Annotated in this window: 9 protein-coding genes; 5 read left to right on the forward strand and 4 right to left on the reverse strand. The window is 70.1% G+C overall.

Annotated elements, in window-relative coordinates; genetic code table 11:
• Positions 1-52: 52 nt before the first annotated feature.
• Entirely contained in the window at positions 53-1756 is a 1704-nt protein-coding gene (locus HZ992_RS21885) for an NAD(P)/FAD-dependent oxidoreductase (RefSeq protein ID WP_209383903.1), read from the forward strand.
• Here HZ992_RS21885 and HZ992_RS21890 read toward each other — a convergent pair.
• From HZ992_RS21890 to HZ992_RS21900, 3 genes are all read right to left on the reverse strand, one after another.
• The gene (locus tag HZ992_RS21890; protein ID WP_209383904.1) at positions 1743-2219 is read right to left on the reverse strand and encodes a flagellar basal body-associated FliL family protein; all 477 of its coding nucleotides are present in this window, start codon (positions 2217-2219) and stop codon (positions 1743-1745) included. The genes HZ992_RS21885 and HZ992_RS21890 overlap by 14 nt on opposite strands.
• 111 nt (positions 2220-2330) lie before the next feature.
• Positions 2331-3806, reverse strand: coding sequence for a M20 family metallopeptidase (locus HZ992_RS21895; RefSeq protein ID WP_209383905.1), 1476 nt, complete (start codon positions 3804-3806; stop codon positions 2331-2333).
• Positions 3807-3849: 43 nt separating this feature from the next.
• Positions 3850-4686 carry an alpha/beta hydrolase gene (locus HZ992_RS21900; RefSeq protein ID WP_209383906.1) on the reverse strand — a complete coding sequence of 279 codons (837 nt, stop codon included), beginning with the start codon at positions 4684-4686 and terminating at the stop codon, positions 3850-3852.
• Between the two features lie 87 nt (positions 4687-4773).
• Between HZ992_RS21900 and HZ992_RS21905 the strand changes: the two genes are divergently transcribed.
• From HZ992_RS21905 to HZ992_RS21920, 4 genes are all read left to right on the forward strand, one after another.
• Positions 4774-5679 (forward strand): enoyl-CoA hydratase-related protein, encoded by a 906-nt coding sequence (locus tag HZ992_RS21905; RefSeq protein WP_209383907.1) that lies wholly within the window; start codon positions 4774-4776, stop codon positions 5677-5679.
• A gap of 167 nt (positions 5680-5846) precedes the next feature.
• A complete protein-coding gene (locus HZ992_RS21910; protein ID WP_209383908.1) occupies positions 5847-7067 on the forward strand; it encodes an efflux RND transporter periplasmic adaptor subunit in 1221 nt (406 codons plus the stop codon).
• A 10-nt stretch (positions 7068-7077) separates the two neighbouring features.
• Complete coding sequence (locus HZ992_RS21915; RefSeq protein ID WP_209383909.1) at positions 7078-10293, forward strand: efflux RND transporter permease subunit; 3216 nt, start codon at positions 7078-7080, stop codon at positions 10291-10293.
• A complete protein-coding gene (locus HZ992_RS21920) occupies positions 10286-11668 on the forward strand; it encodes an efflux transporter outer membrane subunit (protein ID WP_209383910.1) in 1383 nt (460 codons plus the stop codon). Before HZ992_RS21915 ends, HZ992_RS21920 begins: the two co-directional genes overlap by 8 nt.
• Before the next feature lie 24 nt (positions 11669-11692).
• On the opposite strand, the gene HZ992_RS21925 is transcribed toward HZ992_RS21920, so the two are convergent.
• Positions 11693-12643, reverse strand: coding sequence for an MBL fold metallo-hydrolase (locus tag HZ992_RS21925; RefSeq protein ID WP_209383911.1), 951 nt, complete (start codon positions 12641-12643; stop codon positions 11693-11695).
• Positions 12644-12687: the final 44 nt, after the last annotated feature.

Below are 12687 nucleotides of genomic sequence, written 5' to 3' on the forward strand. Positions count from 1 at the left end.
CGGCCTTTGTCGTTGGCGGGCCGACAATACGCCGCCTGCCGAAACCACCGACATGCTGCGAATCACCGAACTGCGACTGCCGCTGAACCACCCCGAGCCCGCGCTGCGCCATTCCGTGCTCGAACGGCTGGGCATTGCCGACGCCGCGCTGCGAGGATTCACCCTGTTCCGCCGCGGCTACGACGCGCGCCGCAAGAGCGACATCGTGCTCGTCTACACGCTGGACTGCGAGGTCGACGACGAGGCCGCCGTGCTGGCACGCCACGCGGGCGACCCGCACGTGCGCGCAGCGCCCGACACACGCTACCGCTTCGCCGGCCACGCGCCGGCGGACTTCGCCGCGCGCCAGCCGCTGCGGCCGATCGTCGTGGGCTTCGGCCCCTGCGGCCTGTTCGCCGCGCTGATCCTGGCGCAGATGGGCCTGCGCCCGATCGTGCTCGAGCGCGGCAAGGCCGTGCGTGAGCGCACCAAGGACACCTGGGGCCTGTGGCGCCGGCGCGAACTGAACCCCGAGTCGAACGTGCAGTTCGGCGAGGGTGGTGCCGGCACCTTCTCCGACGGCAAGCTGTGGAGCCAGATCACCGACCCGCGCCACCTCACGCGCAAGGTGCTCAACGAGTTCGTCAAGGCCGGCGCGCCCGACGAGATCCTCTACGTGAGCAAGCCACACATCGGCACCTTCCGCCTGGTCGGCATGATCGAGAAGATGCGCGCCGAGATCGAGTCGCTGGGCGGCGAGGTGCGCTTCAAGCAGCGCGTCACCGACCTGCGCATCGAGGCCGGCCAGGTGCGCGGCGTCGCGCTGGCGGACGGCACGCAGATCGACGCCGATCATGTCGTGCTCGCGCTCGGCCACAGTGCGCGAGACACCTTCGCGATGCTGCACGAGCGCGGCGTGTTCATGGAGCCCAAGCCGTTCTCGGTGGGCTTTCGCGTCGAGCACCCCCAGTCGCTGATCGACCGCGCGCGCTTCGGCCCGAACGCCGGCCACCCACTGCTCGGCGCGGCCGACTACAAGCTCGTGCACCACGCGAAGAACGGCCGCTCGGTCTACAGCTTCTGCATGTGCCCCGGCGGCACGGTGGTGGCCGCCACCTCGGAGCCGGGCCGCGTGGTCACGAACGGCATGAGCCAGTACTCGCGCAACGAGCGCAACGCCAATGCCGGCATCGTGGTGGGTATCTCGGCACAAGACTATCGCCAGGACAGCCGCTCCGACGGGCCGGTGAATCCGCTGGACGGCATCGCCTTCCAGCGGGCGCTGGAGTCACGGGCCTACGAACTCGGCGGCGAGAACTACGACGCGCCGGGCCAGCGCGTCGGCGACTTCATCGCCCGCCGGGCCTCGAGCGCATTCGGATCCGTGCTGCCCTCCTACACGCCCGGCGTGCGGCCGACCGACCTCGGCGAGCGCGGCCGCGAGAGCCTGCCGGTCTACGCGATCGAGGCGATCCGCGAGGCGCTGCCCGCCTTCGAGAGGCAGATCAAGGGCTTCTCGATGCCCGACGCCGTGCTCACCGGCGTGGAGACGCGCACCTCGTCGCCGCTGCGCATCACGCGCGGTCGCGACTGGCAGAGCCTGAATGTGAAGGGGCTGTACCCGGCGGGCGAGGGCGCGGGCTATGCCGGCGGCATCATGTCCGCGGGGGTGGACGGCATCGAGGTGGCCGAGGCGGTAGGCCGTTCGATGCTCGGACTGTCGCCGGCAGACGGTGGCGCCGCGGCGGGCCGCCGGCCGACGTTCACTGGGGCTTGACCAGCAGGTCCTGGATCGCCACCGACTTCACCGCGGCCTCGTCGCCCTCGCCGCCGAGGTAGGCGTTGAGCCGCTCGCGCATGTCGTCCGACAGGCGCGTGATGCCCTTGGGCGAGCCGATCTGTTCGCGCGTCTGCTGCGCGATGCTGACTTCCAGCAGCAAGCCGACCTGCTGCGTGTTGCGCTGGATGGTGTTCTTGGCCACGGCGCCCGGCACGTCCAGCGCCACGCGCGCCTTGACCACCGTGCCGTCGACCGTGGTGGCGCGCACCTGCGGCAGATTGACCCAGTCCGGCGCGGCCTTCACCGGCTCGACGTTCGACCACGGCAGGTCGACCCAGGACATGCCCACCGAGATGCCGATCGGCACGGCAAGCAGTGCCGTCACTGCGACAGCGATCAGCACGAGGCGCCGGTTGTCGGTGCCCGGCTCGGCGAGGATGGGGGGCGGGGTCGCGGCCATCGGAGGTGTCTGGAAGATCAGGCTCGATTAGAGCCGCACCGACACCGCCACAGCACCCCGATCAACGCAGCGAAAACACCGCTGATGTGTCGAGCGCCACGAAACCCGCGACTACGGGCAGGCCGCCATCACTTGTGCGACCGCTGCGGTCAGCTTCTTGCCGTACGGCACATGCAGGAACTCGTTCGGCCCGTGCGCGTTGCTCTTCGGGCCGAGCACGCCGCAGACCATCATCTGCGCCTTCGGGAAGCCCTGCTGCAGCATGCTCATCAGCGGGATCGTGCCGCCCTGGCCGATGTAGCCGCAGGGTGCACCGAAGTGAGCGCCCGATGCCGCGTTCAGCGCGTCGTCGAGCCAGGGTGCGAGGCTCGGCGCATTCCAGCCGCTGGCACCCTGTGCGCCGACGCGGCCATCGGCGGCGAAGGTCACACGGGCGTTGTACGGGGCGTTGTCTTCGAGCAGCGCCTTGAGTTCGGCGGCGGCGCGATTGCCGTCGACCAGCGGCGGCAGGCGCAGCGAGAGCTTGAACGCGGTATGGGGGCGCAGCACGTTGCCGGCGTTCTTCAGCTCCGGGAAGCCGTCGGCGCCGGTCACGCTCAGGGTCGGCTTCCAGGTCCGGTTGAGCAGCGCCTGCGTGGGATCGGTGGTGGTGGGCAGGGTCGGGCCGCCATCGGCGCCGCAGGCCCAGGGGAAGCGCTTCCACACTTCGTCGCCGAGGATGGCAGCGGTGGCACGCGCCTGCTCCAGCCGATCGGCCGGGATCTCGCAGTGGAAGGCCTGCGGCAGCAGGTTGCCGGTCTTCGAATCCTCCAGGCGATCGAGCACCTGGCGCAGGATGCGGAAACTCGACGGCACCAGGCCGCTCGAGTCGCCCGAGTGCACGCCCTCGGTGAGGATTTCCACGCGCAAGGTGCCGGTGACGTTGCCGCGCAGGCTGGTGGTCAGCCAGAGCTGGTCGTAGTTGCCGGCGCCGCTGTCAAGGCACACGACCAGCGCCACGTTGCCCAGTCGTGGGCGCAGCAGGTCGATGTAGGCGGGCAGGTCGAACGAGCCGCTCTCTTCGCAGCTCTCGATCACGCCGACGCAGCGCGGCCGCGGGATGCCTTGCTTGTCGAGCGCGGCGATGGCGGTGATCGAGGCATAGACCGCGTAGCCGTCGTCGGCGCCGCCACGGCCATAGAGAAGGCCGTTCTCGTACTTCGGCGTCCACGGGCCGAGGTCGTTGCGCCAGCCGTTGAACTCGGGCTGCTTGTCGAGGTGGCCGTACAGGCAGATGGTGTCGGTGCTGCCCGCCCGCGTGGCCGGCACCTCGAAGAAGATCACCGGCGTGCGCCCGGGCAGGCGCACCACCTCGAGCTTCAGCCCGGCGATCTTCTGGCCCTCGACCCAGCTCGCCGCATCGCGCACCACGCGTTCGATGTGCCCGTTGGCCTGCCAGTCGGCATCGAACATCGGACTCTTCGCCGGAATGGCGATGTAGTCGGTCAGCGCCGGGACGATCTCCTCGTCCCAGGCCTGCGCGGCGAAGGCGGCGATCGCGGTGGCTTCGTCGGGTTGCAAGGGCAGCAGCGGGTCGCGGGCGTTCATGGCGGGCTCCAGGCGGGGGCGGAGCAGCGAGTGTAGAACTGGCTCAAGGATGTTGCTGCAGCCAGGCCTGCAGGCGCGCGAACACCTGCGCCTGCTCAGGCTCGTTGAAGATCTCGTGGAACAGCGGTTCGAACACCTGAGATTGCAGCACCGCCTTCGGCGCCGCCGCAGCGAACTCGGCACTGCCACTCGGCGCCACGCAACGATCGCTGCCGGCCCACATCAGCAAGGTCGGCACGCGCCAGCGCGGCGCGAGGCCGCGCACGAAGTCGCCACCGTCGACGATGAAGCGCGTCAGGCGCGGCGTGATGCGGTCGTGCACCAGTGGGTCGGCCACGTAGGCTCGCACGACGGCCGGGTCGCGCGACACCCAGGCGGGATCCAGCCCGTTGGCCACGGCGAGGTTCGGTGCCAGCGGGCCGAGCGTGGCGAGCAGCAGCTTCTGGAATGCATTCATGCCGATGCGCAGGGCGGGGGACGACAGCACCAGTCCATCGACCTCGCGAAACCAGGCCGCCGGCGCGGCCTGCAGTCCCTCGGCAACAAAGCGCGCCGCGATCAAGCCGCCCATGCTGTGGCCGAGCAGCAGCAGCGGCCCGGGCGAACCGGCGCGGGCTGCGTCGATCACCAGCGCCAGGTCGCGCAGCAGCGCGTCGTCGCTGGCGATGCGGCCACGCTCGCCGCCGCTGCGGCCGTGGCCGCGGTGGTCGTGCGCCAGCACGCGCCAGCCCCAAGCATTCAGGTGCGCGGCGACATGGGCGTAGCGCCCGCCATGCTCGCCCAGCCCGTGCACGAGCAGCACGGTGCCGCGCGGGGCGGGATGCGGCCATTCGTGCAGGTGCAGGGGCAGGCCGTCGGCGGTGAAAAGGTTGGGTCTCATGGCACCAGTGTAGGCAGCCGAGGCTGACCATCGGGGTTGACAAGTGGCGGTGCCGCGTTAGCCTGATGGGCTGTCCCCGGAGTTCCCATGAACGAGTACTTCCAGCTGCAGCGCGACGGCAGCATCGCCCACCTGCAGCTGTGCCGGCCCGAGCGATTGAACACCATGGCGCCGGACTTCTTCCCCGCGCTGCGAGACGCGGTCCGCGCGCTGCATGACGAAGGCAGCACGCGCGTGCTGGTGGTGTCGTCGAGCGGCAAGCATTTCAGCGCCGGCATGGCGCTGGATGTGTTCGCCGGCTCTCCCCAGCCCGCGGCTGCCCCGGCGACGGATCGGCGCGACCCGAACGGCGAGGCCCAGCGCGAAGCCATCGGCGCGTTGATGAGCATGCTCGACACCAGCACGCCGCGCGCGCGGCTGAGTTTCCAGGAGTCTCTGCGCCGCCTGATCGACTGCTTCAGCGCACTCGACGAAGCGCGCTTCCCGGTGATCTGCGCCGTACAGGGCGGCTGCATCGGCGGCGCGCTCGACCTCGCGACCGCCTGCGACATCCGCGTCTGCTCGGCCGATGCCTTCTTCACCGTGCAGGAGATCCACATCGGCATGATGGCCGACCTGGGCGTGCTGCAGCGACTGGCCAAGATCGTGCCACCCGGCGTGGCGCGACAGATGGCCTACACCGGCGAGCGCATCGATGCGAAGCGCGCGCTCGAGGTCGGGCTGGTCAACGCCGTGCTGCCCGATGCCGGTGCGCTGCTCGACCATGCCATGGCGCTGGCGAAGCAGATTGCTGCCAAGTCGCCGCTCGCCGTGACCGGCAGCAAGATGGCGCTGAACCACGCCCGCGACCACGGCACCGCCGCAGCGCTGGCGCAGATGGCCGTGCTGCAGAGCGCGATCTTCGACACCGCCGAGATGGCCGAGGCGATCGCCGCCTGGAAGGCCAAGCGCGACGGCGAATTCGCCTCTTTGACACCGATCGCGAAGATCTGACGGCAGCTCGGACCGAGCGCTCGCCTGCAGACTTGCGGGCGTTTGGTTAGCATTCGTCAAGAAGTCTCGAGCACGCCGAGCCCACCGGCTCGCCCCCCGTGCACCCCCTGTGAAACCCGTCCCGCGGCCCATGAGGCCGCGCTGGACATGCCATTCGAGGTCAGGCCATGAACCCTGGTGCCCGCGCACTCGCGTTGACGCTGTCCCTTGCCGCCCCCACCCTGTTCAGCGGCTGTGGCCCGAGCCAGGCCCAGGGCGGGCCGCCGATGGCCCCGCCGGTGTCCGCCGCGCCGGCCGTGAGCAAGAACGTGCCCCTGTACGACGAGTTCAGCGGCCGCCTCGAGGCGGTCGAGACGGTCGAGCTGCGTTCGCGCGTCGCCGGCACGCTGCAGCGCGTGCACTTCCGTGACGGCCAGGAGCTCAAGCGCGGCGAGCTGATGTTCAGCATCGACGCGCGGCCCTTTGCTGCCGAACTGAGCCGGCTGGAAGCGCAGCTCGCCGCGGCGCGCAGTGCCGAGGGCCTGGCCGCCAGCGAGCTCGCGCGCTCGAAGAAGCTGCTCGAGCAGAAGGCCGTCTCGCAGCAGGAAGCCGACCAGGCCGAGGCCGCCGTGCGCAACGCCGCTGCCGTGGTGCGCGCCGCCGAAGCTGCGGTGTCGGCCGCGAAGCTGAACGTCGAGTACACGCAGATCCGCGCGCCGATCGCCGGCCGCGCGTCGCGCGCCAACGTCACCGCCGGCAACCTGGTCGGCGTGGGTGAGCCGGTGCTGACCACGCTGGTCGCACAGGACAAGGTGCATGCCTGGTTCGACGTCAGCGAGCAGGCTTTCCTGCGCACGCGCGCGCAGATGAAGCTCAACGCCACGCCGAAGGTCGAAATGGCCCTGGCCGACGAGAGCGGGTTCCCGCATGCCGGCGCCGTCGACTTCGTCGACAACCGGCTCAACCCGGCCACCGGCGCGATCCGCATGCGCGCGGTGTTCGACAACCGCGACCGGCGCTTCACCCCGGGGCTGTTCGCCAAGCTGCGCCTGGGCGGCGGCACCGCCACCGGCGCGGTGCTCACGCCCGAGCGCGCCATCGGCACCGACCAGACCAAGCGCTACGTGTTCGTCGTCGGCCCCGACAAGACGGCGCAGTTCCGCGAGGTGCAGCTCGGTCCGCTGGACGGCGGCATGCGCGTCGTCACGAGCGGCCTGAAGGCCGGCGAGCTGGTGGTGGTCAACGGCCTGCAGCGCGTGCGCCCCGGCGCGCCGCTGAACGCGCAGGTGCTGGCCGTCGATGCGCAGGGCATGCCGGTCGAGCCGCCGCCCCCGCCGCCTCCCGGCTCGGCCCCCGCGCCCACGCCGCCGGCCAGCGATGCCAAGGGCGCCTCGCCGAAGAAGGCGTGAGGCGCAGCACATGAACATCTCACGCTTCTTCATCGACCGGCCGCGTTTCGCGGCGGTGCTGTCCATCCTCATTTTCCTGGTCGGCCTGATCGCGCTGCAGCGGCTGCCGATCTCCGAGTACCCCGAGGTCACGCCGCCGCAGGTGGTGGTGCGTGCGCAGTTCCCCGGCGCCAACCCGCGCGTGATCGCCGAGACGGTGGCCACGCCGCTGGAAGAGCAGATCAACGGCGTCGAGAACATGCTGTACATGAACAGTCAGGCCTCGGCCGACGGTTCGATGACGCTGTCGATCAGCTTCAAGATCGGCACCAACCCCGAGGTCGCCGCCACCGAGGTGCAGAACCGCGTCAACCGCGCGCTGCCGCGTCTGCCCGAGGTCGTGCGGCAGATCGGCGTGACCACCGAGAAGAGTTCGCCGAACTTCATCATGGTGGTGCACATGGTCTCGCCGGACCAGCGCTACGACGCGCTGTACCTGCGCAACTACGCGGCGCTGAACGTGCGCGACCGGATGCTGCGCATCCCCGGCATCGGCACCGTGCTGACTTTCGGCTCGGGCGACTACGCGATGCGCATCTGGCTCGACCCGGGCAAGCTCGCCGCACGCAACCTCACCTCGGCCGACGTGGTGAAGGCGCTGCGCGAGCAGAACGCGCAGGTCGCCGCCGGCGTGGTCGGCGCGCCGCCCTCGCCCGGCCACACCGACTTCCAGCTTGCCGTGAACACGCAGGGCCGGCTGACCAGCGAGGCGGAGTTCGCCGACGTGATCGTCAGCGCCGACACCGCCGACGGCTCGCTCGTGCGCATCAAGGACATCGGCCGCGTCGAGCTCGGCCCGAACACCTATGCGCTGGGCTCGCTTCTGAACAACAAGGAAGCGGCGGCGATCGGCATCTTCCAGGCGCCGAACTCGAACGCGCTGGCGCTGTCGAGCGCGGTGCGCGCGACCATGGAGGAGCTGAAGGCGAACTTCCCGCCCGGCGTGGACTACCAGATCGTCTACGACCCGACGCGCTTCGTGCGCACCTCGATCGAGAAGGTCGTCTCCACGCTGGTCGAGGCGATCCTGCTCGTCGTGCTGGTGGTGGTGGTGTTCCTGCAGACCTGGCGCGCCTCGGTGATCCCGCTGCTGGCGGTGCCGGTGTCCATCGTCGGTACCTTCGCCGTACTGCTGGCCCTCGGCTTCTCGATCAACACGCTCACGCTCTTCGGCCTGGTGCTGTCGATCGGCATCGTCGTCGACGACGCCATCGTGGTGGTCGAGAACGTCGAGCGCAACATCGAGGCGGGCCTGTCGCCGCGCGACGCCGCGGTGCACGCGATGCAGGAGGTCTCGGGCCCGATCGTCGCCATCGGCCTGGTGCTGTGCGCGGTGTTCGTGCCGCTGGCCTTCGTCAGCGGCCTGGAAGGCCAGTTCTACCGGCAGTTCGCGGTGACGATCGCCATCTCGACGGTCATCTCGGCCTTCAACTCGCTGACGCTGTCGCCGGCGATGGCCGCCATCCTGCTGCAGCCGAACGACATGCCCAAGGACCGGCTGACGCGCGCGATGAACGCGCTGTTCGGCGGTTTCTTCCGCTGGTTCAACCGCGTCTTCAAGCGCAGCAGCGAACGCTACTCGCAGGGCGTGACCACGGTGGTGGCCAAGCGAAAGGTGCTCTCGCTGGTCATCTACGCGGTGCTGCTCGGCGCGGCCGTGCTGCTGTTCCTGCGCGTGCCGCCGGGCTTCGTGCCGCAGCAGGACAAGCAGTACCTGATCGGCATCGCGCAGCTGCCCGAGGGTGCGAGCCTGCAGCGCACGACCGAGGTGATGCGGCGCCTGTCCGACATCGCCACCGGCGTGCCCGGAATCAAGGACTCGGTGGCCTTCCCCGGCCTGTCGATCAACGGCTTCACCGCCGCGCCGAACGCCGGCATCGTGTTCTTCGGCCTCGACGAGTTCGAGAAGCGCCAGACGCCCGAGCTCAGTGCCGACGCCATCGTCGGCCAGGTGAACATGCGCCTGGGCGCGATCCAGGACGCCTTCCTGTTCGTGCTCTCGCCGCCGCCGGTCAACGGGCTGGGCAACGCCAGCGGCTTCAAGCTGCAGATCCAGGACCGCGCCGGTCTCGGCGAAGGCGCGCTGCAGGGCGTGGTGCAGCAGCTGATGGGGCGCGTCTACGGCAACCCGGACGGCGGCATCACGCAGTTCTTCAGCAACTACCAGATCAACGTGCCGCAGCTGTTCGCCGACGTCGACCGCACCAAGGCCAAGCAGATGGGCGTGAGCCTGACCGACGTCTACGAGACCATGCAGACCTACCTGGGCTCGCTGTACGTCAACGACTTCAACCGCTTCGGCCGCACCTTCCAGGTCATCGTGCAGGCTGACGCCGACTTCCGCGCCAAGGCCGAGGACATCGGCCGCTTGAAGATCCGCAATAACAAGGGCCAGATGGTGCCGCTGGCGGCGATCATGACGGTGCAACCCGCCTTCGGTCCCGGCGCGGTGACGCGCTACAACGGCTTCTTCTCGGCCGACATCAACGGCGCGCCCAAGCCCGGCGTGAGCTCGGGCCAGGCGCAGGCGGAGATGGAGAAGATCCTCGCCGAGACGCTGCCGCGCGGCCTGGGCTACGAATGGACCGAGCTGGTCTACCAGGAGAAGATCGCCGGCAACACCATGGCGCTGATCTTCCCGCTGTGCGTGCTGCTGGTGTTCCTCGTGCTTGCAGCCACCTACGAGAGCTGGACGCTGCCGCTGGCCATCATCCTGATCGTGCCGATGTGCATCCTCTCGGCGATGGCCGGGGTGTGGATCAGCGGCCTGCTCGGCGCGCCCGGCGACAACAACATCTTCACCAAGGTGGCGCTGGTCGTGCTGGTCGGACTGGCTTGCAAGAACGCCATCCTGATCGTCGAGTTCGCCAAGGACCTGGAAGAAAAAGGCGAGAAGCTGATGCACGCCATCGTGCATGCCACGCGCATGCGGCTGCGGCCGATCCTGATGACCTCGATCGCGTTCATTGCCGGCGTGATCCCGCTGGTGCTGTCCACCGGCGCGGGCGCCGAGATGCGCCGCGCAATGGGCATCGCGGTGTTCTCCGGCATGCTGGGCGTGACCTTCTTCGGCCTGTTCCTCACGCCGGTGTTCTACGTGGTGCTGCGCCGGCTCACCGAGAAGCGGCGCGCCGCCGCGGCGCACGCCAAGGCGGTGGCCCTGCTGCACGGAGGCGACCATGCGTGAGCGCCTGACCCTGACCACGCTGGCCGCCGCGGCCCTGCTCGCCGGCTGCGCCGCCGGGCCGGACTACCGCGCGCCGGCCGCCCCGGTCGAACCCGCGTTCGTGATGCCCGCGGCCAACGCCGAACCGGCCGCCGCGTTCTGGCGCGGCTTCGGCGACCCGGTCCTCGACACGCTGCTCGCCGATGCCGTGACCGCCAATGCCGACGTGCGGCTCGCGCAGGCGCGCCTGCGCGAAGCACGCGCGCTGGCCGGCGAGACCGATGCCGGCCGGCTGCCGACGCTGGGCCTGGGTGCCGGCGCCGGCCGCGGCAATCAGATCGGTTTCCCGATCGACAACTACGCCACCGTGTCGGCCAGCTTCAACTGGGAACTGGACTTCTTCGGCCGCACGCGCCGCGCCAGCGAATCAGCAGCAGCCCAGGTGCAGGCCGGCGAGGCCGGCGTGGCCGCCGCCCAGCGACTCGTCGGCGCCGAGCTGGCCACGCAGTACGTCGCCTTGCGCGCCTTGCAGCAGCGGCTCGTGGTGGCGCAGGAGTCGCTCGTCAACCAGCGCGAGTCGCAGCGCATCGTGCATTCGCGCGCCGACCTCGGCCGCGGCACGCCGCTGGACGTGGCGCGCGCGAATGCGCTGGTCGAGAGCACCGAGGCGACCATCCCGGCACTGCAGGGTGCGATCGAGCGCAGCGCGCTGCGCATCGCCACGCTGGCCGGCCGCAACCCGCGCGCGACGCTGGCGCTGCTTGCGGACACCAAACCAATGCCCAGCCTGCCGACCGCGAACGCCGAGGCGCTGGCCGCCGGCACGCCGCAAGGCCTGCTCGAACGCCGGCCCGACATCCGCCTCGCCGAACGGCAGCTCGCCGCGGCCACGGCCAACGTGGGCGTCGCGCGCGCCGACCTCTATCCGCGCGTCAGCCTGGTCGGGCTGCTGGGCTTCACCAGCACGCGCATGGCCGATCTGTTCGACGCCGCCGGGCGCAACACCAACCTCGGCGCGAGCCTGAGCTGGACGGCGCTGGACTTCGGCCGGCTGCGCAATCGCATCGGCGCGAGCGAGGCGCGTGCCCAGCAGGCGCTGGTGCAGTGGGAGCAGACCGTGCAGCTGGCGCTCGAAGAGACCGAAGGCGCGCTGTCTTCGTACACGCGCAGCGTGCAGCAGGCGGCGCGGCTGGAGAACGCGGCTCGCGAGGCGGCCGAGGCGGCGCGGCTGGCGCGCGTGCGCTACGAGGCCGGCGCGTCGGACTTCCTCACCGTGCTCGACGCCGAGCGCACGCTGCTGGCGGCGCGCGACGCGCTGGTGCAGGCGCAGCAGGGCAGCCTGTCGGCGCTGGTGTCGGTGTATCGCGCGCTGGGCGGCGGCTGGGCCACGTCCTGAGAGCGCCCTGCCGCTGCCGCGGGCTCACTTCTTCAGCGACGTGGTGTAGTTGGTCGGCTGGAAGCTGTAGCCCGCGCCCTGCGCGCTGAGGTGCCCGATGCCGGGGAAGGACAGGTGCGAGGCGCCGATGAAGTAGCCTTGCTTCGCCGCCTCGGCGAAGGCCTTGCGGCGTTGCGCGAGCGCGGCCTTCTGGTCGGTGTCGAAGGCGATCGTCACCGCCGGCGTGGCGAACTGCACCGCGGCCACGTGCATCAGGTCACCCCACAGCACCAGCTTCTGGCCCTTGCTCTGGACCACATAGTTGCGGTGGCCCTTGGTGTGGCCATGCGTGGCGACCGCCTTGATGCCGGGCGCCAGTTCCTCGTCGGCGCTGATGGCCTTGAACCTTCCGGCATCGACGTAGGGCTTGAGCGAGGCCTGCGCACCCTGGAAGAAGCCCTTCGATTCCTTCGGCGCGGCCTCGAGGTTGGCGGCGCTGAGCCAGAAGTCGGCATCGGCCTGGTCGGCACGCACCACGGCGTTCGGGAAGACGATCTTGCCGTCGGCAGCGAGGCCGCCGACATGGTCCGGGTGCATGTGCGTGATGTAGATCTCGTCGACCTGCTCCGGCGTGTAGCCCGAGGCCTTCAGGTTGGCGACCAGGTTGCCCAGCGTCGGGCCGAACAGGCCTCCGGCGCCGGCGTCGATCAGCACCAGCTTCGATCCGGTGTTGACGAGGTAGCCGTTCACCGAGGTCTCCAGTGGCAGGCCGAGGCGCCACTTGGCCAGCGCCGACTCGACCTTCTTCGGCGTCGTGCCCTGCAGCAGCTTCTCGACGTGCAGGCCGACGGTACCGTCGGACAGCGCGGTGACCTCGAAGTCGCCGAGCATCATGCGGTAGTAGCCGGGGGCCTGGGTCTGCACCTGCGGTGCGCCGGCCTGCGCAAGCGGTGCCATCAGCACGGCGGCAGCCAACGCGATCGAACGGATCTTCATGCGCTTCTCCTGGGTGTTCTTCGGGGAGCGCGCAGGATACGTTT

Source organism: Rhizobacter sp. AJA081-3 (assembly GCF_017795745.1).
Taxonomy (GTDB): domain Bacteria; phylum Pseudomonadota; class Gammaproteobacteria; order Burkholderiales; family Burkholderiaceae_C; genus Piscinibacter.